27 protein-coding genes and 5 tRNA genes are annotated in these 23,612 nt (G+C 47.2%); 21 read left to right on the top strand and 11 right to left on the bottom strand.

What is annotated here, in order from left to right:
* Nucleotides 1–2: 2 nt before the first annotated feature.
* The 6 genes from ACKU35_RS17915 to flgB form a co-directional block, all read right to left on the bottom strand.
* On the bottom strand, nucleotides 3–740 hold the full coding sequence (locus tag ACKU35_RS17915) for a FliH/SctL family protein (RefSeq protein WP_319761437.1): 738 nt from the start codon (nucleotides 738–740) through the stop codon (nucleotides 3–5).
* Nucleotides 727–1,728, bottom strand: a complete 1,002-nt coding sequence (fliG, locus tag ACKU35_RS17910; RefSeq protein ID WP_319761435.1) for a flagellar motor switch protein FliG — start codon at nucleotides 1,726–1,728, stop codon at nucleotides 727–729. Before fliG ends, ACKU35_RS17915 begins: the two co-directional genes overlap by 14 nt.
* A 1-nt stretch (nucleotide 1,729) precedes the next feature.
* The gene (gene fliF, locus ACKU35_RS17905) at nucleotides 1,730–3,334 is read right to left on the bottom strand and encodes a flagellar basal-body MS-ring/collar protein FliF (RefSeq protein ID WP_319761433.1); all 1,605 of its coding nucleotides are present in this window, start codon (nucleotides 3,332–3,334) and stop codon (nucleotides 1,730–1,732) included.
* A 240-nt stretch (nucleotides 3,335–3,574) separates the two neighbouring features.
* Nucleotides 3,575–3,901 (bottom strand): flagellar hook-basal body complex protein FliE, encoded by a 327-nt coding sequence (fliE, locus tag ACKU35_RS17900; protein ID WP_319761431.1) that lies wholly within the window; start codon nucleotides 3,899–3,901, stop codon nucleotides 3,575–3,577.
* 53 nt (nucleotides 3,902–3,954) lie between these two features.
* The gene (gene flgC / locus ACKU35_RS17895; protein ID WP_319761429.1) at nucleotides 3,955–4,398 is read right to left on the bottom strand and encodes a flagellar basal body rod protein FlgC; all 444 of its coding nucleotides are present in this window, start codon (nucleotides 4,396–4,398) and stop codon (nucleotides 3,955–3,957) included.
* On the bottom strand, nucleotides 4,398–4,808 hold the full coding sequence (gene flgB / locus ACKU35_RS17890) for a flagellar basal body rod protein FlgB (protein ID WP_319761428.1): 411 nt from the start codon (nucleotides 4,806–4,808) through the stop codon (nucleotides 4,398–4,400). Before flgB ends, flgC begins: the two co-directional genes overlap by 1 nt.
* 316 nt (nucleotides 4,809–5,124) lie before the next feature.
* Between flgB and ACKU35_RS17885 the strand changes: the two genes are divergently transcribed.
* The 5 genes from ACKU35_RS17885 to ACKU35_RS17865 all read left to right on the top strand — a co-directional run bounded on the left by ACKU35_RS17885 (nucleotide 5,125) and on the right by ACKU35_RS17865 (nucleotide 8,939).
* Entirely contained in the window at nucleotides 5,125–5,679 is a 555-nt protein-coding gene (locus ACKU35_RS17885; RefSeq protein ID WP_319761426.1) for a tetratricopeptide repeat protein, read from the top strand.
* Between the two features lie 170 nt (nucleotides 5,680–5,849).
* A complete protein-coding gene (locus tag ACKU35_RS17880) occupies nucleotides 5,850–6,449 on the top strand; it encodes an IMP cyclohydrolase (RefSeq protein WP_319761424.1) in 600 nt (199 codons plus the stop codon).
* A 304-nt stretch (nucleotides 6,450–6,753) separates the two neighbouring features.
* Entirely contained in the window at nucleotides 6,754–8,361 is a 1,608-nt protein-coding gene (gene hflX, locus ACKU35_RS17875) for a GTPase HflX (protein WP_319761422.1), read from the top strand.
* Between the two features lie 105 nt (nucleotides 8,362–8,466).
* The gene (gene infA / locus ACKU35_RS17870; RefSeq protein WP_319761420.1) at nucleotides 8,467–8,685 is read left to right on the top strand and encodes a translation initiation factor IF-1; all 219 of its coding nucleotides are present in this window, start codon (nucleotides 8,467–8,469) and stop codon (nucleotides 8,683–8,685) included.
* A 44-nt stretch (nucleotides 8,686–8,729) separates the two neighbouring features.
* On the top strand, nucleotides 8,730–8,939 hold the full coding sequence (locus ACKU35_RS17865) for a cold shock domain-containing protein (protein WP_319761419.1): 210 nt from the start codon (nucleotides 8,730–8,732) through the stop codon (nucleotides 8,937–8,939).
* A gap of 99 nt (nucleotides 8,940–9,038) precedes the next feature.
* Here ACKU35_RS17865 and ACKU35_RS17860 read toward each other — a convergent pair whose 3' ends face one another.
* Together ACKU35_RS17860 and ACKU35_RS17855 are read right to left on the bottom strand one after the other, a co-directional pair.
* Nucleotides 9,039–9,365, bottom strand: a complete 327-nt coding sequence (locus ACKU35_RS17860; protein ID WP_319761417.1) for a hypothetical protein — start codon at nucleotides 9,363–9,365, stop codon at nucleotides 9,039–9,041.
* A 144-nt stretch (nucleotides 9,366–9,509) separates the two neighbouring features.
* A complete protein-coding gene (locus ACKU35_RS17855) occupies nucleotides 9,510–10,460 on the bottom strand; it encodes a chemotaxis protein (protein WP_319761415.1) in 951 nt (316 codons plus the stop codon).
* 188 nt (nucleotides 10,461–10,648) lie between these two features.
* Between ACKU35_RS17855 and ACKU35_RS17850 the strand changes: the two genes are divergently transcribed.
* The 4 genes from ACKU35_RS17850 (at nucleotide 10,649) to ACKU35_RS17835 (ending at nucleotide 14,772) form a co-directional block, all read left to right on the top strand.
* Entirely contained in the window at nucleotides 10,649–11,014 is a 366-nt protein-coding gene (locus ACKU35_RS17850; protein WP_319761413.1) for a response regulator, read from the top strand.
* A 282-nt stretch (nucleotides 11,015–11,296) separates the two neighbouring features.
* Nucleotides 11,297–12,391, top strand: coding sequence for a hydrogenase formation protein HypD (hypD, locus tag ACKU35_RS17845; RefSeq protein WP_319761411.1), 1,095 nt, complete (start codon nucleotides 11,297–11,299; stop codon nucleotides 12,389–12,391).
* 1 nt (nucleotide 12,392) lies between these two features.
* The gene (hypE, locus tag ACKU35_RS17840) at nucleotides 12,393–13,400 is read left to right on the top strand and encodes a hydrogenase expression/formation protein HypE (protein ID WP_319761409.1); all 1,008 of its coding nucleotides are present in this window, start codon (nucleotides 12,393–12,395) and stop codon (nucleotides 13,398–13,400) included.
* A 124-nt stretch (nucleotides 13,401–13,524) separates the two neighbouring features.
* Nucleotides 13,525–14,772, top strand: coding sequence for an EAL domain-containing protein (locus ACKU35_RS17835; protein WP_319761407.1), 1,248 nt, complete (start codon nucleotides 13,525–13,527; stop codon nucleotides 14,770–14,772).
* On the opposite strand, the gene ACKU35_RS17830 is transcribed toward ACKU35_RS17835, so the two are convergent.
* The 3 genes from ACKU35_RS17830 to ACKU35_RS17820 all read right to left on the bottom strand — a co-directional run bounded on the left by ACKU35_RS17830 (nucleotide 14,764) and on the right by ACKU35_RS17820 (nucleotide 18,568).
* Nucleotides 14,764–16,533 carry a chloride channel protein gene (locus ACKU35_RS17830; RefSeq protein WP_319761406.1) on the bottom strand — a complete coding sequence of 590 codons (1,770 nt, stop codon included), beginning with the start codon at nucleotides 16,531–16,533 and terminating at the stop codon, nucleotides 14,764–14,766. The genes ACKU35_RS17835 and ACKU35_RS17830 overlap by 9 nt on opposite strands.
* Nucleotides 16,534–16,550: 17 nt before the next feature.
* Nucleotides 16,551–17,498, bottom strand: coding sequence for a chemotaxis protein (locus ACKU35_RS17825; RefSeq protein ID WP_319761405.1), 948 nt, complete (start codon nucleotides 17,496–17,498; stop codon nucleotides 16,551–16,553).
* Nucleotides 17,499–17,596: 98 nt separating this feature from the next.
* On the bottom strand, nucleotides 17,597–18,568 hold the full coding sequence (locus ACKU35_RS17820; protein WP_319761404.1) for a tRNA-dihydrouridine synthase family protein: 972 nt from the start codon (nucleotides 18,566–18,568) through the stop codon (nucleotides 17,597–17,599).
* A gap of 317 nt (nucleotides 18,569–18,885) precedes the next feature.
* Here ACKU35_RS17820 and ACKU35_RS17815 point away from each other — a divergent pair.
* The 12 genes from ACKU35_RS17815 to rplJ all read left to right on the top strand — a co-directional run bounded on the left by ACKU35_RS17815 (nucleotide 18,886) and on the right by rplJ (nucleotide 23,580).
* A tRNA-Thr gene (locus tag ACKU35_RS17815) sits at nucleotides 18,886–18,961 on the top strand.
* Nucleotides 18,962–18,983: 22 nt separating this feature from the next.
* Nucleotides 18,984–19,068 (top strand) — tRNA-Tyr (locus tag ACKU35_RS17810).
* Between the two features lie 59 nt (nucleotides 19,069–19,127).
* A tRNA-Gly gene (locus tag ACKU35_RS17805) sits at nucleotides 19,128–19,203 on the top strand.
* Between the two features lie 43 nt (nucleotides 19,204–19,246).
* Nucleotides 19,247–19,322: transfer RNA gene (locus tag ACKU35_RS17800), tRNA-Thr, on the top strand.
* Between the two features lie 70 nt (nucleotides 19,323–19,392).
* The gene (gene tuf, locus ACKU35_RS17795) at nucleotides 19,393–20,586 is read left to right on the top strand and encodes an elongation factor Tu (protein WP_319761403.1); all 1,194 of its coding nucleotides are present in this window, start codon (nucleotides 19,393–19,395) and stop codon (nucleotides 20,584–20,586) included.
* Between the two features lie 3 nt (nucleotides 20,587–20,589).
* Nucleotides 20,590–20,739 (top strand): 50S ribosomal protein L33, encoded by a 150-nt coding sequence (gene rpmG / locus ACKU35_RS17790; RefSeq protein WP_015851054.1) that lies wholly within the window; start codon nucleotides 20,590–20,592, stop codon nucleotides 20,737–20,739.
* Between the two features lie 15 nt (nucleotides 20,740–20,754).
* Nucleotides 20,755–20,831 (top strand) — tRNA-Trp (locus tag ACKU35_RS17785).
* A 20-nt stretch (nucleotides 20,832–20,851) separates the two neighbouring features.
* Nucleotides 20,852–21,103, top strand: a complete 252-nt coding sequence (gene secE, locus ACKU35_RS17780) for a preprotein translocase subunit SecE (protein WP_319761402.1) — start codon at nucleotides 20,852–20,854, stop codon at nucleotides 21,101–21,103.
* A 26-nt stretch (nucleotides 21,104–21,129) separates the two neighbouring features.
* The gene (gene nusG / locus ACKU35_RS17775) at nucleotides 21,130–21,690 is read left to right on the top strand and encodes a transcription termination/antitermination protein NusG (protein WP_319761401.1); all 561 of its coding nucleotides are present in this window, start codon (nucleotides 21,130–21,132) and stop codon (nucleotides 21,688–21,690) included.
* 74 nt (nucleotides 21,691–21,764) lie between these two features.
* Complete coding sequence (gene rplK / locus ACKU35_RS17770; RefSeq protein ID WP_163352543.1) at nucleotides 21,765–22,190, top strand: 50S ribosomal protein L11; 426 nt, start codon at nucleotides 21,765–21,767, stop codon at nucleotides 22,188–22,190.
* Between the two features lie 16 nt (nucleotides 22,191–22,206).
* Nucleotides 22,207–22,911, top strand: coding sequence for a 50S ribosomal protein L1 (gene rplA, locus ACKU35_RS17765; RefSeq protein ID WP_319761400.1), 705 nt, complete (start codon nucleotides 22,207–22,209; stop codon nucleotides 22,909–22,911).
* A gap of 147 nt (nucleotides 22,912–23,058) precedes the next feature.
* A complete protein-coding gene (gene rplJ, locus ACKU35_RS17760) occupies nucleotides 23,059–23,580 on the top strand; it encodes a 50S ribosomal protein L10 (RefSeq protein ID WP_319761399.1) in 522 nt (173 codons plus the stop codon).
* The last annotated feature ends 32 nt before the right edge of the window (nucleotides 23,581–23,612 follow it).

Genomic DNA, 23,612 nt, shown 5'->3' with positions numbered 1-23,612 from the left:
GGCTATTCTCCTGTCTCGGGGGCTAATTGACCGAGAATCTGCTGTACGCCTTCCCAGCGGGAAGTGACGGTGTTCTCAATCATGGCATCGGCTGTTTCAACAATGACTCCGCCGTTTTCAATGGCAGGATCTGTTTTGATGCGCCATTTGGCGAGGTCCGGGAATTCGGTCTGAGCCTGTTCGAGCAGGGGACCGATAATTTCGTTATCGGCAGGGGATATCTTGATGATCAGTTGGGTCAGTGAATCAATGCGTTGCAAAGCTTCGTCCAGCAGAGCACCAAGAATTTCCTGTCTTCTGCTTTCCATCTCCACTGCGAGAGTCTTTTCTATGACCATGAAGACCAGACTGATGGCATCTGCTGATTGAGCCATCATTATATTATGTGATTGATCCTGTATGGCTTTGAGAGTCTGGCCCAAGTTCTGACTGAAACCGATCATTTGCTGCTCGGCTTCCTTGGCGGCCTGCTGCTGGCCTGCGGCATATCCTTCAGCTTGAGCATTGGCTTTTATCGTTTCGGCCTCAGCCATGGCTTTGGAAATAATTTCCTTAGCCATGTTCTGGGCTTTAACTTTGACCCGCTCATAGTATTCGCGGTCGGTGTCTTCGTTCCAGGTCGGCTGTTTCTTGCCTTCCATTTCCTGTATGGTCATTTCCTGGGTCTTGTTGTTTGAATCAACGCCCATAATAACCCTACCGGTGTAGAACTTATTGTCTTCTGCTTTAGACAAAGACATCTCCTGAACCTCTACTGATCATAATCCGGCCTTCATCTTCGAGACGGCGGATGTTTTTAACGATATTCTGCTGTGCACCTTCCACATCGGAAAGTTTCACAGGTCCCATAATTTCGAGGTCTTCGCGGATCATGTTTGAAGCACGTTCGGACATGTTCTTAAAGAAAAGCTCTTGTAAATCGTCGGAAGCACCCTTGAGTGCGGTGGTGAGCTCTTCGTTTGAAACTTCCTTAAGCAGTTCGCGGATCGCGCGGTCGTCCAGTCCCTTGATGTCTTCAAAAACGAACATGAGGTTTCTGATTTCTTCAGCCATCTGGGTGGATTCTTCCTCAATTTCTGAAAGAACTTCCTCTTCTGTGGATCTGTCTACGGCGTTGAGGATTTCTGCTACAGCAGGTACGCCGCCGACTTTCTTGCCTTCCTTGCCGCCCATGGCGATAAGCTGACTTTGCAGTACCCTGTCCACTTCCATGAGCATCTCTTCAGCCACAGCTTCCAGCTTGGCAAGTCTCATGAGCACTTCGGCTCTTACGCCGCCGGGCAGGTTGGATATAAGGTCCGCTGCCTGATCCGGGTGCAGATGGCCGATAATGAGGGCCAGTGTCTGCGGGTGTTCGTTCCTGAGAATCTGAGCCAGAATCTTCGGGCTGACATTCTGGAGTTCCTGAAACGGGGCAGGCCCGCTTTCGAGATCGAGTTTATCCAGAATGAATTTTGCGGTTTCTTCGTCAAGTGATTTGCTGAGCAGTCTTTTGACCTGATCTGCTCCGCCCATGAGAAGCTCAGCTCCGTATGCCAGAGTTTCGTTGAACTCTTTTAGTACTTCCAGAACCTGTTCCTTAGGGACTGAATCCATCTCGAGCATGGCTCTTGACACGTCGGCAATTTCCTGACGGTTCATGCGTTTGAATGATTCAGCAGTAAACTTGTCCCCAAGGGCAAGAAGTACGATTGCTGTTTTTTGATTACCGGTGAACGGCGTTGACAATTTAAGCTGCCTCCTGCTTCAGCCAACTCTTCAGTACCTGCACAGCCTGATCCATATTCTTCTCGGAAAGTTGCAGAGCCTGAGCTTTGGCGTTCTCCAGTCTACGTGCCGTATCAAGAGCCTCTTCGTCAAGGTCGCTGTCATCAATTGCGAGTCTTTCTCCTGCTTCGGGCAGTCCTGCAACTTCGTCAATTTCCTCTTCAGCCACACGGGGCTTGATCAGGGCCATGACAACCGGGCGAACAACGAGGATCAGGAAGAGGAAGATAAGCAGGCCGTTAAGAAAAGGTTTACCAAGGCGCTGTGCGTATTCAAGCATGGTGCGCATGAGGCCTTCGTCGCCAAACAGATCCTGCATGCCGAAGGACATGTTTGAGACTTCTACGGTATCTCCGCGTACTTCATCATATCCAACTGCGGAGCTGACCAGTTCACGGATACGCTGCATTTCTTCTTCGGAGCGGGGAACGTATGTCATTTCACCTGTGTCAGGATTCTTCTCGTATGTTCCGTCAACGATAACGGCAACACTGAGGCGCTTCAGTTCACCGACCGGAACGATAATCTGCTGTTCTTCTTTGTTGATTTCGTAGTTGGTGGTACGGGTTTCACGGTTTGAGTCCTGAGTAGTAGCGGTTCCTGTGAATCCGTCACCCCTGAAGTTGGCTTCGGGAACACCGCCGTCAACGTTGGCAGTACCGCGGGTGCTTTCCTCACTGGTCTGTTCAGAGCGTGCTACCTGTCCGTCAGGATCGTATGCTTCCTTTTTAATGGTACGCTGTCTGAAATCAAGATCGGCATTAACTTTGGCGATAACTTTGTCCGGGCCTACGATGGGCATGAGCAGTCGCTGGATGCGCTGTTCGATTTTTGACTCAAGGCCGGACTTGTATTCAAGCTGGCTGTTGGTGATGTTCAGGCCCAGTCCGCCGTCATCTTCGGGCTGATAGAGAACCTGTCCGCGCATATCGGTAATGGTTACGTGTGCGGGCTTCAAGCCTTCAACAGACATAACAACGAGGTTAAGAACACCTTTGACCTGCTTGTCGGAAAGCTTTTCACCTTCTCTGAGCTTAAGCACTACCGAAGCTGAAGGCTCAATCTGCTCTTCAATAAAGAGGGATTTGGAAGGCATTACCAGATGCACTCTGGCCCGTTCAACCTGCGGAAATTCGCTTATAGTACGTGCCAATTCACCCTGGAGGGCGCGCTGGTAGTTGATGCGCTGAATGAAGTCAGTCTGTCCGATCTGAACTTCATCAAAAATTTCATAACCGATTCCCTGTCCGTGAAGGGCACCTTCACCGGCGATTTTCAGGCGCAGATCGTAAACCTTGTCAGCGGGTACCAGAATGGTGGCACCGTTGTCTTCGATCTTGTAAGGTTCCTTGGTGGACTGCAGGATGGAAACAACGCGGGAAGCGTCTTCTGAGTACAGTTTTGTGTAGAGCACACGGTACTCAGTCTGGTTGAGCCAGAAAACCATAAGGATGAATGAGATAACGACTGTGGCCGCTAGTCCACCGATCATGATTCTCTGGGAGACGGTACGGTCAGACCAGAAATTTTGAAATTTACTCAGATACTCAACAATGAAATTTGGCATACTTAAACTCCTGACGATTTTTCAATAGTTTAAGCAAGGTACGGGCCACTTGAAAAAAGTTAATTTATATGTGGTAGTTATGATGTAGATGGGGGGGTGTTTAAAGAGGCTGAATGTATAGTGACAAAAAAATGTCGGCTCGAAACGGAGCGTATAAAAGCTACCATGGGAGTCCTTCAAGGCGGAGGTCCCATGGTAGCGATATTTTTTTTGACAGGTAAAGGAGCAGGTCTGTCAATTTTAGAAAGGCATTTTCATGATTTCCTGATAGGCGCTCATTACTTTAGTGCGTACTGTGCTGGTCATGGTCATAGCAACGCTGGCTTTCTGCAGAGAAATCATCAACTCGTGTACGTTCTGGGTTTTGCCGGCAGCAAACTCAGAGATCATCTCTTTTTTCTGTGTCTGCAGGTCGTTTACACCTTTAAGTGAATCGGTAAGGGTGTTCGAGAAAGAGTTCGGGTCCGCCTTATGGAGGTTCATACTCTTGTCGAACTTTTTATCGAACTGCTGCTGATTCTGAATGGCATTGGTGTATGCCTGCATTGCTACGTTTTTAATAGACATGTTTTGCTCCTTTTCAAAAGTCGGAAAGTCGTCGCTGACTACTCAGCCCGATGCTACTGACCCATTCCTATGCGGAGTGCGCGGTTGAACATCTTTTTGGCGGAGTCCACTGACTGCGCGTTGGCTTCGTAAGATCTGCTGATGTTGATCATGTTGACCATTTCTTCAACCACGTTGATGTCCGGGTATTTGACCATGCCTTTTGAGTCCGCATCAGGGTGGTTGGGTTCGTAAACTTCTTTGAAGGGGCGGGTGTCTGTAACAATTCCCCTTACGGTTACGCCGCGGAGCTGCTGATTCATCTGCTGATCCATGGCAGTTTCAAATGGCGAAAGAACCGGGCTGGACTCCATGGAAACACTTTTGCGGCGGTAGGGTCCGCCCTCGGCTGTCCTTGTCGTCCTGGCGTTAGCCATATTCATGGACACAACGTTCAGGTACTCTCTTTGAGCCTTAAGGCCTGAAGCTCCGATATCAAGTGCTGTGAAGAAGTTCATTATCTGGCTCCACTCTGGATAATTTTATTCATGCCCTGAAAATTTTTCCCGATAACCTGGGAGAGGGCATTATAGTAAAGGGTGTTTTTGGCCATGGCGACCATTTCCTTATCCATATCGACCCGGTTTTCACCATGGATAACTCTGGGCTCGAAGTTGGAAAGAACGTCCCCTTGAAATTTGTCTGAATCAAAAGCGGTGGGGATATGCATTTTGCTGGTTCTGGTCATTTTGCCTTTGGCGTCGAGCCCCATGGCCTTTTGAAGGTCGTCCTCGAATTCAAGGCGTTTTTCCTTGTATCCAGGAGTGTTGACGTTAGCCAGATTGGAGGAGACGAGGTTTTGACGCTGGAGTCTCAGGTCGAGTACTTTACCTGTCAAATCGATGTGGTTTTCAAAAAGTCCTTTCATTTTATATCCTCCTGCAAAAAATTCCCTGTGTCCCTGCCGGGTGGGAAATTTGAGATTTTGTTTGTGCTCCCTATCTAGCAAAAGGTGTTCCATCTTTGTATATGCTTAAAATTATTATATAATTTATGCATGAATAAGCCCAGCTGCTGGTGAGCGTCGGAAATCAGGCACATTAAATTTAAGCCTTATATATAATGTAGGAATTCAACTTTTAGTTTTGGCACACCAAATGCATAAAGTTGGGCAGACTCTCAGGGGTCGCAAAAAATGCCGCTTTGGATTGTCCGGCGGTAAATAAAATTTCCGGAGGGGAATTATGAGCCATTTAGATTATGAAATTAACAAGGAACTCGGTGAGTGTTATCTGTTCATGGGTGAACTGGATAAGGCTGAAGATTACTACAAGAAGGCTGCCGGATCTAACGGCGTGCATCCTGACCCGTACATCGGTCTTGCCACCATCGCTGTTCAGCGCGGGGAGTATGAAACTGCTATTTCTCTGTATGAAAAAGCTCATCAAGTGGAAGTCACTGATAAGAGTTTTGCCGGTATGGGGCTGATCCAGATGGAAACTTCCCGCCAGGAAGAAGCCTTTGAAAACTTTTCCAAGGCGCTCGACATGAATATCAGCAACATGGTTGCGCTTTTCGGCATCATCAGAATCGGTCACGAGGCTGAGAAAATGGCTGAAGCCATTCCTTACCTTGAGAAGTTTCTCGAAGTTGATCCCGAAAAGCATGAAGTTCGCTATTCTCTCGCAGGCCTTTATGTCTGCATGGACCAGAAGGACGCAGCTGTTGAGCAACTTGAAATGATCCTCGAGAAGGATCCCGCAAATGAAGCGGCTAAGGAACTGCTGAGCCAGATTTAGCTCATACAGGTCCATTATATATAGCCGAATCCCCTCCCGGTTGGTCCCGTCTCTGATCGTGTGGTTCAGGGGCGGGGACCAGCTACCGGAGAGAAACTGCGGTCCGGAACTTGCCTTTACGGCATAAATCCGGCACAACTCCACAAAAAACAATTATCTGGAGATGTGTTATGGATATGTTGCCTGTAAAGCGCGGAATACTCAGTGTAACTGATAAGTCCGGGCTTGCTGAATTTGCGGCTGAGTTGACTGGCTTCGGTGTGGAATTAATCAGCACCGGTGGTACAAGAAAAATGCTTCTTGATTCCGGTCTTGATGTTAAATCCGTTAGTGATGTTACCGGTTTTCCTGAAATTATGGGCGGCCGTGTGAAGACCCTGCACCCCAGTGTTCATGGCGGAATCCTTGCGGATAAAGATAACCCGGAACATCTGGCAACTCTTGCAGAGCACGGCATCGAGACCATCGATATGGTCTGTGTTAACCTGTATAATTTTGCCAAGGCTGTTAGCGAAGGGCAGGATCTGAGAAACGCTGTCGAACAGATCGATATCGGCGGCCCCACTATGCTTCGCGCTTCAGCGAAAAATTTTCATTCCGTACTGGTTGTACCCAGTCCGGTACATTATCCCCGTATTCTTGAAGATATGAAAAAGAATGACGGAAAAGTATCTCTCGCACTCAGAAAGGATCTGGCTGCGGAAACTTTTGCGCTTGTCTCTGAATACGATTCCATGATCGCCAAATATCTGGCGGATCACGACGCTTAGTATTTTACAGAGCGCGTCATATTCATGACGCGCTCTATCTTTTTGCCCTCTCGCCTGAATGCTTCATCCCTTCCCAAACGTGTTAATAGTTTTTGTCTTAGGGGTTTGGCGTAGGTAGGCAAAATTTGCTAAGATCTTCATTAATAAATAATTTTAAAGTCACCAGTGGCGAAGCCTAAATAAAAGATTTTGGGATTCTTTAACCCTTTTTTAAAAGAGTTAAAGCCGCCGGAGGCAACATACTTGGAGAATTCCCATAGCTCTTAAAGCCAAAGGTAATACTCAGGGGCTTAAACCCAGTGAGTTGAAACGCATCAACCGCCTTGCGGACCGCAGATACAATGATCCCAACGGATTCACTAACGAGCAGGCCCGTGAGCTCTCTTTTCTCAGTCATGAAATCGGACGCCAGATAGGTCTGCTGATCAACAGGCAGGGCAAGCCGGAAATGATTCTTGTCGGTGATCCCGGTTCCATTTACATTCCTGAATTGCCACGTGCCCGCCAGTCCGAAGGCCGTTTGCGGGGGTTACGGCTTCTGCATACTCATATTTCAGGGGAAAACCTGTCCGAAGAAGATCTCATGGATATGGTGTTTCTCCGTCTGGACAGCGTAACAGTTGTCGCTTCTGATCCGCATGGTGAACCTGATTTTGTGCAGTACGCCTACCTGCTTCCTCCCGGAGCGGGGGATAAACCTTATGAACAGTTGCCGCCTGTGCGCTGGGATCGCGTGGAAATGGATCTTCCGGCTCACATCAAAGCCCTTGAAGATGAGTTCCGCCGTGCCGATCGTACCCGTGATACCACGGACAAACGTGAGCGGGCCATTGTTGTCAGCGTCTCGCAGGACCCCAAGTCTGTGCAGGAACGGTCCCTTGATGAACTGGAAGATCTTGCCGACACTGCGGGGCTTAAGGTCGAAGGGCGGTTGGTTCAGCGTATACGCAAGCTTAATCCCAAGTTCATTATGGGTAAGGGTAAACTAGCCGAACTGGAAGTTATCGCCCTGCAGGCTGATGCGGAAGTAATTCTTTTTGATCAGGAACTTTCTGCCGCCCAGATGCGCAACCTTGCCAGACTTACCGAGCGTAAAATTATTGACCGCACCCAGCTTATTCTGGATATTTTTGCTCAGCACGCCACTACTCGCGCCGGTAAATTGCAGGTTGAGATGGCGCAGCTGAAGTACACCATGCCGCGTCTTGTGGGTAAGAATCGTGCTATGTCACGGCTCATGGGTGGTATCGGTGGTCGAGGTCCCGGTGAAACCAAGCTGGAGATCGACCGTAGACGCATTAAAGACAAGCTGACCAAGCTGGGCAATGAACTTAAGAAAGTGAGTCGCCAGCGGGGATTCACCCGGGAACGACGTGCTCGTGCCGGTGTACCGGTTGTTTCGTTGGTGGGATATACCAACGCGGGCAAATCAACTTTGCTGAATACTCTGACCAATAGCGGAGTGCTGGCGGAAGATAAACTTTTTGCTACCCTTGATCCTACAAGCAGGCGTATTCGTTTTCCCCGTGAGCAGGAACTTATCCTGACCGATACGGTAGGATTTATCCGTCAACTTCCTGTTGAATTGAAAGAAGCCTTCAGGGCGACTCTTGAAGAGTTGGAAGCTGCAGATGTCTTGATCCATGTCTGCGATTCCTCTCATCCTGAAGTGGACGAGCAGATTGCGGCAGTTAATAATATTATCGCCGATATGAAGCTGGGTGAAGTCAGCTCTATCCTCGTGCTCAATAAATGGGATAAGCTGGATGATGAGCAGCGTGAACTAATGCGCAATACGTACCCTCACGGAATTCCTACAAGCGCGGTGGACCGTCGTTCTTTAAATGTTCTGGTAGAGGAAATACTGGAGGCCATCGAAAAACTCGGGCATAAATTTCAGGCTGCGCCGTAGCTTTGCTTCATTAGTGATTGCTTTAGCTTCCGTAAATTAGTAAAATTTTTTGCAGCAATAGTACTGATACGATTCTTGGAGTGGTGGTTGGATACGGAGGAAACCATGGCTAAAGAAGAAGGTATTGAAGTAGAAGGTGTTGTGCAGGAAGCATTACCTAATGCTATGTTCAAGGTCGAGCTTGAAAACGGGCATATTATTCTGGGGCATATCTCAGGTAAGATGCGCAAATATTATATCCGTATTCTACCGGGCGACCGTGTAAAAGTGGAACTTTCACCGTATGATCTTACCCGTGGTCGGATTACCTTCCGTATAAAATAAATATTGCGGAAGATTTAAATCCTGATCCGACTGATGAGGAGTTTATGAGTCTAAAAGGTGTGGTCAGCTGGTTCAATGATATCAAAGGATTCGGATTTATTATAGATGAATCCGGGCGGGATATTTATGTCCATTACTCCGAAGTACTGCGCGACGGTTTCAAGACCCTCAACGTAGGCGAGAAGGTTGTCTTTGAAGTCATAGACGAAGACACTGCGCCGAAAGCCACTGACGTCCGAATTATAAATTATTAGTTTTCGATAAATAAAATTTAAGCCCGCCTGTCCTTGGACAGGCGGGCTTTTTTACGCTCAGCGAAAAAATAAAATGGTGAATTCTCATCTGGCGAGAACTTACCTTTGCCCGGCTTCGTTTTTTGTAGGTTCAAGGACAGCATCAATATTAATAATACGTGAAGTCAGCTTGTTGTTTTCTATTTCATAACGGGTCAGTTTCCAATCTACGTGATCAATATAATCAACTTTGGCCCATCCTTCGGGGGGGAGGCGCTTGACCATTTCTTCAAGAAAATCATCGATGTCGATGTAGTGACCTTCGTAATCAACGTTCAGGACTTTGTCCTTGTAGACTACTTTTTCAAAGGGCAATTCCGTTTTCAGGTCTTCAAAATCTTCTGGAGACAGACCTTTTACGTCTCCATATACTCTTACATCTTCCATATTGTGTTTCTCCGTAATGGGTAATGACTTATAAGCTAAATTGCGAACCAGGAAGATATTGGTACATTAAAATTCATGCAAGCAAAAACGGCCTGCAAAAAATGCAGACCGCTGGAGAAGCTAAAGGCGTTCTTAATCAGAACGTTAATTATTTTTTTTGCTTTCGATTAACCTGATTGCTTTTTCGGGCAGCAAATGCAGATCCGGTTTTGAAATTTGTTCATCCGCCCCAACTGAGTCGCCCTTATGGCGCAGTTCTTTAGTTATGATTGAGGAATAAAGTATGATGGGCAGATCTTTCAGATCGGGGTCTTCGCGAATCCATTTGGCAAGGGTGAATCCGTCCATAAGTGGCATTTCAATATCGGAAATGACAATCTCTACAAAATCTTTGACCGGACGGTTTTGCTGACTGGCCATCATTTTGATATTTTTCAGGGTATTTTGAGCTTCCTGACCGTTGTGAACAATTGTGTGGCAAAAATTGGCCTGTTCGAGACTTTGATCCAGCATTGCACGAATGGTGGGAGAGTCGTCGCAGACAAGAGCATTGTATGCTTCACTGGCTATTGCTGACGGCATGGAAAAATCTCCGCCAAGGGTCGGGTCGAGATCGGCAAGGATGGATTCGAGGTCGAGTAGCTGAATAAATCTGTCTTCACGTTCCACAATTCCGACAATACAGCTTTTTTCGAAACTGCTCATGAATTTATCCGGTGACAAAACCTGCTGCCATCCCACACGATGAATTTCGGTTACTCCACTGACCTGAAATCCGGAAACTGTCTGACTGAATTCGGTGACAATTACGATGTCATATTTATCTCTTTTACGTTCCATACCAAGCCAGACGGCAAGATCGAGCACTGGAAGAATGTGGTTCCGCAGGGGAATAGTCCCCATGAAACACGGATGTTCAGCCGATTCCGGATGTTCAAGTTCAGGACTTTCAATTACCTGCATGACCTTGGCGACATTAACCCCGAAATGGCATCGTTCTTCAGGTCCGTTTTCCGATTCCGGGAGGTCGATGTAAAATTCCAGTATTTCGAGTTCATTGGTGCCGGTTTCAAGCAGGATTTCAGTTTTGGCCATAACCGTGGCTCCTGATAAAATTATAATTTTGTTTAAGTTCTTATTCTAATAAGTTACAATATTCAAAAAGGTAGGTCTATAGATTTAAAAAAAGAAAGTGGTGTTTTCTATATGCTCCATTATGCTTTACAAATAAGAAGTGTTTGGCTTATTTAGAAAGAGTATCCATAGAAAGTTAAGAGGGATTCATGTATAAAATACTGATTGCAGAAGACGATAAAATTTCTCAAAAACTTGCCGCGCGATTTGTTGAGGATTTGGGACATATCCCTTTTGTAAGTCCTCATGGCAAGCATGCCTATGAAGCTTTGAAAGCTGAAAACAGCTTTGATGTACTTGTCACGGACATCATGATGCCCGAAATGGATGGTCGGCAACTGGTACAGACTTTGCGCGGTGATTCTCAGTTTATGAACCTGCCTATTGTCATAATGTCCGCGGTAGTAGGGGTTTCAGATATCTCCAATCTGTTAGCTCTGGGTGCGACGTACTTTCTGCCCAAACCAATAGATAAGGAAGAATTTAACGAAGTCATACACCGCTGCCTGAAATAGTTTTGACAGCATTTTAGTTTATCTTGCAAAGGCTCTCCCTGACCGGGCAGAGCCCTTTTTTTTGTGTTGAAATATTGATGGTAACGGACTTGTTACTGAGCGGGAATGGGTATAATGAGAACAAAAGCTTTATGAATAACAAGGTAATATCTGTGAGACAGATATTTCATCCTGCTTCACAAATTGCTTTAAGTCCCGATGGGAAAGGTTAGCGGACCGGGGACTATAATACGCAGAAGTGAGTGGATGGCTTTAAGGTAATGTTAAATTTGGGGGTGTTCCTTGTCGCTTAAGATTTTAGATAAATTCAGTGACCCTGAACTATGCAAGGAGCTTCTGGCCCGTTTGCGGGACGAGCTGGAAGGGGAAATACGGTTTATGGAGGTCTGCGGAACGCATACCGTTTCTATTTTTCGCAGCGGATTGCATTCAGTGCTGCCGAAAGAGGTGGTTCACCTGAGCGGTCCCGGTTGCCCGGTATGCGTGACCCATGAATCAGAAGTAAATGCTTTTCTCGATTTGGCTGGTAAAGACGGGGTAATTGTGGCGACTTTCGGCGACCTGATCAAGGTCCCCGGTGACAAGGGCCATTGTTTGAAAAACGCGCAGGCAGACGGTGCACGGGTCGAGATTATTTATTCTCCGTTCGACGCGCTGGATCTTGCTCGTAACAATCCCGACAGCACAGTTGTTTTTCTGGGAGTAGGTTTTGAAACGACTGCGCCGACAATCGCAGCCACCGTACTTATGGCTAAACAGCAGGGACTTGATAATTTCAAAGTTCTTTCTTTCCACAAGCTGGTTCCGCCTGCACTTGATATTCTTGTTTCCGACCCGGAAACCAGGATCGACGGGTTTATCCTGCCCGGCCATGTTTCCACGGTAATCGGTATACATCCGTATGATTTTATAGGTGAAAAATACGGTAAACCCGCAGTGGTAACCGGTTTTGATCCTGTTGATATCCTGCAGGCTCTGCTGATGATGGTCCGTTCTTCCAAAAAAGAACACCCTGCAACAGAGAATCAGTATGTGCGTGGCGTTTCCGAGAACGGAAATCCCAAGGCTGTGGAAGTTATGTATGAGGTTTTTGAGGAATCGGACGCCCTCTGGCGGGGCATCGGAAAGATTCCGGGAAGCGGTCTGGAATTCCGTAAGGAATTTGAAGATTTCGACGCCAAAAAGATTTTCGACCTCAATATCGGGGAATGTCCGTCACTTCCCGGATGTAAATGCGGAGAAGTGCTCAAGGGTAAAATGTCCCCGGAACAGTGTCCCCTGTTCGGAAAGGCGTGCACTCCCGCCAAGCCGGTAGGTCCCTGTATGGTTTCAACTGAAGGCAGCTGCGCCGCTTACTTCAAATACAAAGTAGATTAATATGTCCTCAGATAAGGTTTTACTTGATTACGGTTCTGGTGGAAGAGCTTCCCAGAGGCTGATTTCCGAACTTTTTCTTAAGCATTTTGCCAACGATGAACTGGACAGGCTCAATGATGCCGCTACCTTGAACCTTCAAGGCAAGGTCTCCATGAGTACAGACAGCTTCACCGTTGACCCTATCTTTTTTCCAGGCGGAGACATCGGTTCACTGGCCGTGCACGGAACAGTCAATGATGTCGCGATGCTCGGGGCTATTCCTCGTTATTTGACCTGCGCCTATATTATTGAAGAAGGGCTGCCGATGGATGATCTGGAAAAGATCGTTAAATCCATGGGAGAAGCCTGCAGGCATGCAGGGGTGAATATCGTCACCGGCGATACTAAGGTTGTCCCTAAGGGAATGGTGGATAAAATTTTTATCAATACTACCGGGGTCGGTGAAATTATCGCTGATCCTGCTCCCAGCGGAGACCGCGCAGCAGTGGGGGATGCCGTGCTGGTCAGCGGAACCATGGGGGACCACGGGCTGACCATTCTGGGTACCCGTGAAGGACTTTCCCTTGAATCTAATGTAAAGAGCGATAGCGCCGCCTTGAATCACCTGCTGGTCAAGCTGGTACAGGAAATTCCTGATATCCATGTATTACGCGACCCGACTCGCGGAGGACTGGCTACCACGCTCAATGAGATCACAGTCTCGTCCAATGTATGTTGCGAGCTGGAAGAGTCTTCAATTCCGGTTCTGCCCGAAGTAGCCGGCGGATGTTCATTTCTGGGGCTTGACCCTCTTTACCTTGCAAATGAAGGTAAGTTCTTATGCATTCTGCCACAACAGTATGCTGATAAGGCGCTTGAAATTATGCGTGCTGATGAGCTTGGAAAAGATGCCTGTCAGGTCGGCACCATTACCGAGGCCAATCCGGGCAAGGTTATTCTTGTCACTCCGCTTGGCGGACGCCGCTTGCTCAACATGCTGGAAGGCGAGCAGTTGCCTAGAATATGCTAGTTTTTGTTGTACTGAATTAATAAGTAAGGCTTCTCCTGATGGGGAAGCCTTTTTTTATGCTGCTTACTGTATGAATTACTTGCGAAATAATGTTATGGTGGCCTCAAATCACAAGGAGTGCAGTGTGGAGAATGACATCAGAAGTTGTATCGCAGCCATTGGTAAAGTAGTTACAGAGGATGGCATCACAATTTATTTCCAGCCTGTGGTTTCGCTGCTGTCACAGACTGTAATAGGTTTTGAGGCTTTTGCCCGAGGAGTGGACGAGACCGGGGCGACACTTGCTGGACCGGTCTGTCTTTTCAATGCATCACTGCCTGTAAAGGCTCAAATAAAGGTTGAGGAACTTTGCCTAATCAAAAGTTTTGATGCGTACAGACCGCTGTATGACAAATATCGCGACATGCTTCTTTTTATGAATATTAATTGCGGGATCTATAGCCGCGATGAATATAAAGTCCGCAGTCCTCATCAGCAGGCGGAGTCTTATGGGTATTCTCCACGTATGATCACTTTTGAGATGGATAGCGCTCAGTTAAAACATAATGTGCCCCATGAAATGATCAGCGGAATCCGCGAAAAAGGATATAGAATTTCCATTGATAACGTGGATACTTCCCCAGAATGCTTGGATATTATTTTTGACGTTAAACCAGATTTTGTGAAGCTGGATTCAAAATTTTATAAAGGGATTGAAGAATCTGAAGCGATAAAACTGAAAGTTGTGGCGGCTGCAGATAGTTTTAAACAATACGGTACAATGCCCGTAGCTAAAGGGGTGGAAAGTGAAGCTGAGGCTCTTGAATTGGCTATGGCCGGCTTTTATTTGCAGCAGGGTTTTTTCTATGCTGATAATTCTGAAGAAGACGGCAGGAAAGATACTTTTGGTCAGAAAATTAAGCGGGTAAGTGATGCTTTTCGGGAAAGCAGGAAAAATAAAACTATGCAGTCTCAGAAAACATTCCGAAACATTCACCTGTTGCTGAAAAGCGCAATGACAAGAATGCAGCAGGAAGAAGACAGTGAAATGAACCGGATTCTGGAGGAGCTTCTTAAAAAGAAAGAAAATCTCATTTCAGGCTATGTTCTTGATGCTACCGGTAAACAGATCAGCAAACGTTTTGCCGGCAGAGCGGCAGATCCGTTCGGTCTGCGTATGATCACCTCGGCTGTTGGTAGTGATCATAGTGACAGTGAAATCTTTATATACCTGAATTCCGGTTTTGAAAAAACTGCCGGTTATATCGCGCCGAATCCACTTTCCGGTTACGGTTATCACTATGTAGCAGGATTTTTCTATAAAGAAGGCAGCCGTAGGGGGCGCATAATCATCATCGATTACATTGATGTTCAGGATGAAGAATCAGAGTGAAGAAGATATAATTTTGTTTTTGAATCTTTTTTGGCGGTAAATTTCCATGGCATCTTTGGATTTAATGATCCCGGCCAAGGTGTAATCCTCATTTGTCAGTGGCAGAAAAGATACTCCGGTCCGTTCAAAGTGCATAAGAGCCTCTTTAAGATTGGAATTCACAGGAAGTGAAACAACGGTCCGTACCATTAATGTGTCCACCACTTCGGCTGCACCTTTTAAATCATGCTCGTCTTTCAGGAAGTCACGCATATCTCGGAGGGTCAGTATGCCGGCCAGCTTGTTATTTTCGTCCAGTACCGGAAAATGCGGAAATTCCGAATTCAGAACCATATCCGCTGCCTTCTTCAAGCTGTCCGTAGTGTGCAGGTAATCGAAATCCGTCTCCATCACATCTCTGAGTGGGACATTGACCAGAACTGATTCATCGTGCCCGCGCAGAATATTTACGCCCTGACGTAAAAGTTTGGCCTCGTATACGGAGTAGCCGTTCAGTATGCGGACCACCAGAGCACTGGTTATGCAGCCGACCATCATGGGCAGGATTATTTTATAGGAGTAGGTTAGCTCAAATACTGTCAGAACAGCGGTTATAGGGGCAAGTGTGGTGCCTGCGACAACTGTTCCCATGCCTACCAGAGCATATTGACCGTGGGTAAGGGCAAGCTCCGGGAAAAACATGTTTATGGTTGAACTGACAGAAATACCGAGCGCGGCGCCAAGTACCAGTGAAGGCGCAAAAATACCTCCGCTCATCCCGGAACCTATACATAGGGAGGTGGCAACCAGCTTGGCCGCCAAAAGGAGCAGTGCAAAATCCAGCGGCAGCACTCCGGTCAATCCCATATTCACTGCTTCGTACCCTACGCCGAGGACTGCCGGGATTTTAAGGGCCATGATACCAAGCAGCAGACCGCCAAGTCCCGGTTTTATCCATTCAGGCATGGGAATGTGATCAAAGCAAAATTCTGAAAGGCGAATCATTTTCACAAAAGCGATGGATACCAAACCAGCAAGGATACCAAGCAGGAAGAAGATGATCAGCTCCTCAAAATTATTAAATGTGAATTTGGGAGCGTCAAAAGTGGGGAAGTCTCCCCAGAAAAATTTTGAAAGGGCGGATGCGGTTACCGAGGCCACGATAATGTGGCTTACATAAGACATTTCCGTATCAAGTAGCAGGATTTCAATGGCGAATAGGGTTCCTGTCAGCGGGGCATTGAATGTGGCAGCTATTCCCGCTGCCGCACCGGAAGCAACACAGACAGGCAGCATTGATGGATCTAGGCGGAAAATTCTCGCTGCCGAAGAGCCCAGAGAAGCACCAATTTGTACGACCGGACCCTCGCGACCGACAGAAGCTCCGCAGCCGATGAGCATGCTGGTAACGAGGGCCTTGAGAAAGGTTATGCGGTGGCGAATAAGTCCACCGCGGACAGCGATGGCTTTGATCACTTCCGGAACTCCAGGACCGGAGGCTTCCGGAGCCCAGTTGGTAATGATAATCCCGGCGATAATCCCGCCCACGCAGGGTAGTAAAAGTACTAACCACCACGGTGAGTTTGCGATCATGTCTAGAAAAGAATGTCCGTCGGCCCAGAATATAAGCTGGAAGTTTTCGATAAGCCAGCGGAAAAGGAATGCTCCGCCCGCTGCTGCAAGACCGATGGCCACGGAAAAAGCCATAAGTAAAACGTACTGGATTCTCGGGTTAATTGAGATTCCAGTACGTTCTTTTTTAGTCTCGGGGGTGGAAACCATCAGGTTTTCTATGTGGATTATTTTTCGATCAAGGCGATGGCGCGCTGAGCCAGTTCAGTAACTTCAGGTTTGGATATCTGATCGTCAGCACCGACGGACTCACCTTTGTGGCGAAGCTTATCGGTAATGATTGATGAGAAAAGAATAACCGGAAGCTGCTTGAGCACTTCGTCCGATTTTATGCGTACAGTCAGGTTGTGACCATCCATGACCGGCATCTCAATATCGGAAATCACGACATTGATGTAGTCCGTTATGGGCTTTCCTTCCTCAATAGATTTGTTTTTCAGAGCGATCAGTTTTTCCCAGCAGTCACGTCCGGTATTGGCCATTTCAACTGAAAATTTAGCACGGACCATCATTTCATAGAGCATTTCTCTGATCAGGGTGGAATCATCGGCGATGATAGCCTTGTAACCGGCAGTAGTCGCCCAGTCGATGGAGTCATCAAGCTTTAACCCAAGGTCCGGGTTCAGTTCGGCTACTATTTTTTCAAGGTCGAGTATAAGCGAAATGCGGTCTTCAAATTTAACAACACCTGTGATGGAATCTTCGGAAAGGGTTGATACGTAATTAGAAGGTGCTTCGACTCTTTCCCAACTGATCCTGTGAATTCGGGTAACTCCGGAAACCAGAAAAGCGGACGATACGTTATTAAACTCGGTAACGATTACCTTCGGCGGTTCCGTTTCAACACGGCCTTTCTTCAGCCAGTGGCTTAAGTCCACAAGTGGAATAACCTTGTTGCGCAGATTGAAGGTACCCATAATGGCAGGGTGCGCAACCTTTGGTAATTTTGTAATTTTTTCAGGAATTCTTATAATTTCCAGAACCTTGGCTACGTTTACACCGTAAAAGCCACGATAATTTCCTTCGCCTTCTTCACGGGGTTCTTCTTCAAGCCAGAACTCAACTATTTCAAGTTCATTTGTTCCCGCTTCAAGCAAAATATCGGTCTGGGCCATATGATTCTCCGGTTAAAATCTGTCAGATTATTAAATTGCAATTTGTATATTAAGCGTTAAAGATCGTTATCGTCAACAATCACATAAAAAATAAATAATTAACAGCGCTCGCGTGTAAGAGTGGAAACCTCTCGAGCCGCTGCGATGAGTTCTTCCCAGTTCTCACAGGCCGTAAGTTTTGTACGAACGGCCTTAATTCCATCCATCCCCTTGGCGTAACGAGGCAGGATAGAGCGTATTTTCCTGAAAGAACGGTTGCTGCCGTCAAATTTACGAGTCATATTGATATGCTCTTCCATTGTCTTGCCAAGGTCAAAAGAGGGCAGGGGGGGATTCTCGGGGTTATTAATCAGATTCAGGTAGCGAGCGAAAATAGAAGGGTCAAAAAGGGCGCCGCGGGCAAACATTATCCCGTCGATGCCGGTCTGCCTGATGCATTCTGCACCGTCTTCAGCTGTAAACAGATCTCCGCTCCCGATTACAGGGATGGAAATACTCTCTTTTAATACTGCCAGCTTGGACCAGTCCGCCTCTCCGGAAAACATTTGTTTTGCATAACGGGGATGCATAGTCAGCCATGCGATTCCGACATCCTCGAGCCGTTTGGCAATTTCAAGATAATTGTCTTCACCGATCATGAAACCCAAACGTATTTTTACCCCTACTTTGCCTTCTCCGGCAATTTCGACCATTGCCGCAGCGGTCTTGACAAGGCGGTCCGGATCAAGGTGCAAAGCGGATCCTCCACCGGTTTTAAGAACTTTTTTAACCGGACACCCTGAGTTTAAATCAAAAAAAGTATAGCCCTGATCAAGCAGTTGAGGCATAGTATCTGAATAGTCCTGCGGCTCACCGCCGAAAAGCTGGACAACCAGTGGATTGTCTTCCGGGCAGGTTGCAAGCAGGTCTTTGGTTCCTTTACCGTCATACTTAAGCCCTTTTACGCTGACCATTTCTGTACAGGCGACGGCGCATCCCCGTTTTCGACAGAGCATGCGAAAAGGCAGGTCAGAGTATCCGGCAAGGGGGGCCAGCCAAGGTTTATCGGGACTTATTGGAAGTGATTTCATTATGCTTATACCTGAGAGTCTTGAATTCATGTATTTCACGTTAGTTCGTGACGAGGGCAGTGAATTACGTCCAAATGGCTGTAAAGTCAAAACCTACCTGTGTTCTCGAGACTTTTTAAGCAGGTTATTTTGAAAAAAATTAAAGAAAAATGAAAAAAGGTATTGACTAGAAAGGCGATTTCCATTTAAACCCCGCTACGTTGCTTCGGCGGATCGCAAGTCAGGCATCGTTTTCAGGCCGAGAATTAATTTGAAAAAATTCAAAAAAAGTTCTTGCAATTTGAAAACAGAGCTTGTAGAAAGATTCGCTCACGAGGGCTGGCGTAGCTCAATTGGTAGAGCAGCTGATTTGTAATCAGCAGGTTGCGGGTTCAAGTCCCATCGCCAGCTCCAGATGAACAACAATATATATAGTGGTGGGGTTCCCGAGTGGCCAAAGGGAACAGACTGTAAATCTGTCGGCAACGCCTTCGGAGGTTCGAATCCTCCCCCCACCACCACTTAGATAATCGCGCTGTAGGAGGCAGGTAGGCCTGCTGTTAAACTACGGACATAGGGTGCGGGAATAGCTCAACGGCTAGAGCATCAGCCTTCCAAGCTGAGGGTTGCGGGTTCGAATCCCGTTTCCCGCTCCATAATGAACTTACCCTAGTCCATTCCTGCGCGTTTAAAAAGGATGCCCACGTAGCTCAGTCGGTAGAGCACTTCCTTGGTAAGGAAGAGGTCACCGGTTCAAGTCCGGTCGTGGGCTCCATACATTTGTGTAGTATGACCTTTGACGCTTTAAATCATTAAAAACTCTATTTAATTTAGGGGGATTTATCATGGGTAAGGCTAAATTTGAACGCGGTAAGCCTCATGTTAATATCGGTACCATCGGTCACATTGACCACGGTAAAACCACTCTGACTGCAGCTATCACTAAGATTGCTGGTCTTGCTGGTAACGGCGACTACGTTGCCTTCGACGAAATTGACAAGGCTCCCGAAGAAAAAGAACGCGGTATCACCATTGCTACCGCTCACGTTGAATACGAAACTGAAGCCCGTCACTACGCTCACGTAGACTGCCCGGGTCACGCTGACTACATCAAGAATATGATTACTGGTGCAGCTCAGATGGACGGCGCAATCCTCGTTGTTGCAGCTACCGACGGTCCCATGCCTCAGACTCGTGAGCACATCCTGCTCGCTCGTCAGGTTGGTGTTCCCGGAATCGTAGTATTCCTGAACAAATGCGACATGGTTGACGATGAAGAACTCCTCGAACTCGTAGAAATGGAAGTTCGCGAACTTCTTTCCTCCTACGAATTCCCCGGTGATGATCTTCCCATCATCATGGGTTCCGCTCTGAAAGCTCTCGAGTGCGAAAGCGCTGATGACGAAGCTGCAAAGCCCATCCTCGATCTCCTCGCTGCTTGTGACTCTTACATTGAAGAGCCCGAGCGCGACATCGACAAACCTTTCCTCATGCCCATCGAAGACGTTTTCTCCATCTCTGGTCGTGGTACCGTTGTTACCGGTCGTGTTGAACGCGGTATCATTAAAGTTGGTGAAGAAGTTGAAATCGTGGGTATCAAAGATACCGCTAAGACTACTTGTACCGGTGTTGAAATGTTCCGTAAGCTTCTCGACCAGGGTCAGGCTGGTGACAACGTAGGTATTCTCCTCCGTGGTACCAAGCGTGAAGATGTTGAGCGCGGTCAGGTTCTCGCAGCTCCCGGCACAATCAATCCTCACACCAAGTTCAAGGCAGAAGTATACGTTCTGTCCAAAGACGAAGGTGGACGTCACACTCCTTTCTTCTCCGGTTACCGTCCTCAGTTCTACTTCCGTACAACTGACATCACCGGTATCGTAACTCTCGACGAAGGTGTTGAAATGGTTATGCCCGGCGATAACGCAACATTCAATGTTGAGATGATCAACCCCATCGCTATGGATCCGGGTCTCCGCTTCGCTATTCGCGAAGGTGGACGTACCGTAGGCGCAGGAGTTGTTACTGAGATTCTGGAGTAAGACATGCGTGTCAAAGTTCAGATGCAGTGCACCGAGTGTAAGCGTCGTAACTATTCGACGATGAAGAACAAGAAGAACACTACTGGTCGTATCGAGCTGAAGAAGTATTGCCCTTTTGATAAGAAGCATACTCTTCACAGAGAGTCCAAGTAGTTTCTATAAATAAGCAGGCCAGTAGTTCCAACGGCTAGAACGTCGGTCTCCAAAACCGAATGCTGGGGGTTCGAATCCCTCCTGGCCTGCCACTTCATTTATGGGAATCAATATGGCCAAGAAAAATAATAAAGGTGCGGGAGTTCAGGCTAAGGCTGAAACTAAAGGTTCTGGTGGAAAAATTAAACAGTTCACCGAATTCTTTGAGCAGTCTAAAGTCGAAATCAAGAAGGTCGTATGGCCTACTCAGAAAGAGACTATACAGACCTGTACCGCCGTCTTGGTCCTTGTCGTAGTAATGTCGCTTTTTCTGGGTTTTGTTGACATGGGTCTCAGCAAGCTTGTTGAGACAATACTGTCTTAAATAACCCGTAAAAAGGAAAGAGCTCCATGAACGCAGACGCTGAAAAACCTCAGGGAAGGAAGGCCCGCTGGTACATTGTTCATACCTATTCAGGTTTTGAACAGCGGGTTGAGCAGACTGTTCGTGAGATGATGAGAACTGGTCAGGACAAAGGACTGATCGAAGAAGTAGTCGTTCCCACGGAAAAAGTTGTTGAGCTGGTTAAAGGGGAAAAAAGAACATCAACCAGGAAATTTTATCCTGGTTATGTCATGATCAAAATGATCATGGAGGATGAATCATGGCATCTCATCCAATCTATTCCTCGTGTTACCGGATTTATCGGTGGCAAAAATCGCCCAACACCTATGCGCGACAGCGAAGCAGCCAATATCCTGAGCCTGATGGAAGACCGTCAGGAACAGCCGAGACCTAAGTTCAACTTTGATCGTGGCGATGAAGTCAGAGTCATTGATGGACCTTTTAGTGGTTTCAACGGCGTTGTAGAAGATGTCAACTACGACAAAGGCAAGCTTCGGGTGTCAGTCTCCATTTTCGGCCGCCAGACCCCGGTGGAACTTGACTTCGTTCAGGTAACCAAAGGGTAGTCCTGACCGCACTGCTGCATATTCATTTCCGACAGTGAGTATCCTCACTGGAATTTAATATAGGACATAAAGCGATGGCCAAGAAAGAAATAGGCAAAATCAAGCTTCAGATACCTGCTGGCTCAGCAAATCCGTCCCCACCGGTCGGACCTGCTCTCGGTCAGCATGGTGTAAATATAATGGAATTCTGCAAGGCATTCAATGCTAAAACGCAGGATCAGAAGGGCATGATCATTCCTGTGATCATTACTGTCTATCAAGACAGGTCTTTTTCCTTCATTACCAAGACTCCGCCGGCCTCTACCCTCCTGCTTAAGGCTGCAAAGCTGCAGAAAGGTTCCGGCGAGCCTAACAAAAACAAAGTCGGTAAAGTGACTAAAGCTCAGGTTAAAGAAATTGCCGAGCTTAAAGCTCCCGACTTGACCGCTGCTGATACTGAAGCTGCCATGAAGTCTATCATGGGAACAGCCCGCAGTATGGGCATTGAAGTCACAGACTAGGTAAGGGGAAAAGATAATGCCTAAGCACGGAAAAAAATACAGAAAAGCAACAGAAGGAACCGAACAGATCGGCTTAACTGTCGAACAGGCGGTAGCTTCTGCTGTAGATAAGGCTTATGCCAAATTCGACGAGACTGTTGATGTAGCCATCAACCTCGGCGTTGACCCCAAATACTCTGACCAGATGATCCGCGGTGCAGTAACTCTGCCCAACGGTCTTGGTAAGGAAATTCGCGTAGCTTGCTTCGTGAGTGGGGAAAAAGAAGCGGAAGCCAAGGAAGCAGGCGCTGACTTTGTCGGCGGTGAAGACCTTGTTGCCAAAGTTAAGGACGGATGGCTTGATTTCGATAAAGCTATCGCTACTCCTGACATGATGGCAAAAGTCGGTCAGATTGGACGTGTGCTCGGACCCCGCGGTCTGATGCCTAATGCCAAGACCGGCACCGTTACTTTTGATGTGGCATCTGCCGTTAAAGAAGTAAAAGCAGGACGCGTAGAATTCAAGGTCGATAAGGCCGGTGTTCTGCACGCTCCCATCGGAAAGGTTTCTTTCGGAGCTGAAAAGCTTCTTGAAAACCTTAAATCTCTGCTGGAAACAGTGGCCAAACTTAAACCTTCTTCCTCAAAAGGTACCTACATGAAGGCTGTTGCCGTAGCTACCACCATGGGACCAGGTTTCAAGATTGATCCCCTTTCAGCAAGAAAATATTCTGAGTCCTAAAATGTCATAGGCCGCCCGCAAGGGCGGCCCGTGATGTATAAATACACGGGAAGTTTAGTCGAAGAAAGCAGGTGGGATGGTCCCTTAATATCCTGTTGAGACAACACTTTGACTTGCTTTCCGGGTCAAAGCATTAGGAGTGTTAAGGTGAACAGGCAAGAAAAAGCCCAGATTATTGAACAGCTGAATGAAAAGGCTGAAAGGGCGAGTATTGCCATCGTTACTGACTTTAAAGGTCTTGGTGTGGAAGAGTTTACTCAGCTCCGCGCTAACCTTCGTAAAGTCGGTGTCGATTGCCATGTCGTCAAGAACACTCTGGCCCGGTTGGCTTTCACTGGTACTGATCATGAAGTACTGGCTGACAAATTCAAGGAAAACTGTGCAGTTGTAATCGGATATGATGATCCTGTTGCAGCAGCTAAAGCAGTAGCGGAATTCGCAAAACAAAGTAAAACTTTTGCAATGCGTTTCGCATCCCTTGAGGGCAAATATCTTGACGAAGATGGCGTGCAGGCGCTTTCCAAGCTCCCGAGCAAGGAAGAGCTCCTCGGCAAAACTCTGGGTACAATGAATGCAGTACCCACCAACTTTGTGAGCTTGCTCGCAAACGTACCCCGCGGCCTCCTGAATGTTCTTTCCGCAGTGAAAGATCAGAAAGAAGCTGCATAATAGCCTAGTCAAGGCAAATCAAAGTATATTCC

The organism is Maridesulfovibrio sp. (assembly GCF_963676065.1).
GTDB lineage: Bacteria > Desulfobacterota > Desulfovibrionia > Desulfovibrionales > Desulfovibrionaceae > Maridesulfovibrio.
Note: the sequence above shows the minus strand (reverse complement) of the source record. Positions and strands in the feature narration are given on the sequence as shown.

Excerpts from the sequence above, each read along its gene's own strand:
- ACKU35_RS17865 (WP_319761419.1), top strand. The coding sequence starts at position 8,730 with ATGAGTCTAAAAGGTGTGGTCAGCTGGTTCAATGATATCAAAGGATTC.
- ACKU35_RS17850 (WP_319761413.1), top strand. The coding sequence starts at position 10,649 with ATGTATAAAATACTGATTGCAGAAGACGATAAAATTTCTCAAAAACTT.
- hypE (WP_319761409.1), top strand. The coding sequence starts at position 12,393 with ATGTCCTCAGATAAGGTTTTACTTGATTACGGTTCTGGTGGAAGAGCT.
- ACKU35_RS17825 (WP_319761405.1), bottom strand. The coding sequence starts at position 17,498 with ATGGCCCAGACCGATATTTTGCTTGAAGCGGGAACAAATGAACTTGAA.
- ACKU35_RS17885 (WP_319761426.1), top strand. The coding sequence starts at position 5,125 with ATGAGCCATTTAGATTATGAAATTAACAAGGAACTCGGTGAGTGTTAT.
- ACKU35_RS17830 (WP_319761406.1), bottom strand. The coding sequence starts at position 16,533 with ATGGTTTCCACCCCCGAGACTAAAAAAGAACGTACTGGAATCTCAATT.
- ACKU35_RS17880 (WP_319761424.1), top strand. The coding sequence starts at position 5,850 with ATGGATATGTTGCCTGTAAAGCGCGGAATACTCAGTGTAACTGATAAG.
- secE (WP_319761402.1), top strand. The coding sequence starts at position 20,852 with ATGGCCAAGAAAAATAATAAAGGTGCGGGAGTTCAGGCTAAGGCTGAA.
- ACKU35_RS17855 (WP_319761415.1), bottom strand. The coding sequence starts at position 10,460 with ATGGCCAAAACTGAAATCCTGCTTGAAACCGGCACCAATGAACTCGAA.
- tuf (WP_319761403.1), top strand. The coding sequence starts at position 19,393 with ATGGGTAAGGCTAAATTTGAACGCGGTAAGCCTCATGTTAATATCGGT.
- fliE (WP_319761431.1), bottom strand. The coding sequence starts at position 3,901 with ATGTCTATTAAAAACGTAGCAATGCAGGCATACACCAATGCCATTCAG.
- rplA (WP_319761400.1), top strand. The coding sequence starts at position 22,207 with ATGCCTAAGCACGGAAAAAAATACAGAAAAGCAACAGAAGGAACCGAA.
- ACKU35_RS17820 (WP_319761404.1), bottom strand. The coding sequence starts at position 18,568 with ATGAAATCACTTCCAATAAGTCCCGATAAACCTTGGCTGGCCCCCCTT.
- flgC (WP_319761429.1), bottom strand. The coding sequence starts at position 4,398 with ATGAACTTCTTCACAGCACTTGATATCGGAGCTTCAGGCCTTAAGGCT.
- ACKU35_RS17915 (WP_319761437.1), bottom strand. The coding sequence starts at position 740 with ATGTCTTTGTCTAAAGCAGAAGACAATAAGTTCTACACCGGTAGGGTT.
- fliF (WP_319761433.1), bottom strand. The coding sequence starts at position 3,334 with ATGCCAAATTTCATTGTTGAGTATCTGAGTAAATTTCAAAATTTCTGG.
- infA (WP_319761420.1), top strand. The coding sequence starts at position 8,467 with ATGGCTAAAGAAGAAGGTATTGAAGTAGAAGGTGTTGTGCAGGAAGCA.
- flgB (WP_319761428.1), bottom strand. The coding sequence starts at position 4,808 with ATGAAAGGACTTTTTGAAAACCACATCGATTTGACAGGTAAAGTACTC.
- nusG (WP_319761401.1), top strand. The coding sequence starts at position 21,130 with ATGAACGCAGACGCTGAAAAACCTCAGGGAAGGAAGGCCCGCTGGTAC.
- rpmG (WP_015851054.1), top strand. The coding sequence starts at position 20,590 with ATGCGTGTCAAAGTTCAGATGCAGTGCACCGAGTGTAAGCGTCGTAAC.
- rplK (WP_163352543.1), top strand. The coding sequence starts at position 21,765 with ATGGCCAAGAAAGAAATAGGCAAAATCAAGCTTCAGATACCTGCTGGC.
- ACKU35_RS17860 (WP_319761417.1), bottom strand. The coding sequence starts at position 9,365 with ATGGAAGATGTAAGAGTATATGGAGACGTAAAAGGTCTGTCTCCAGAA.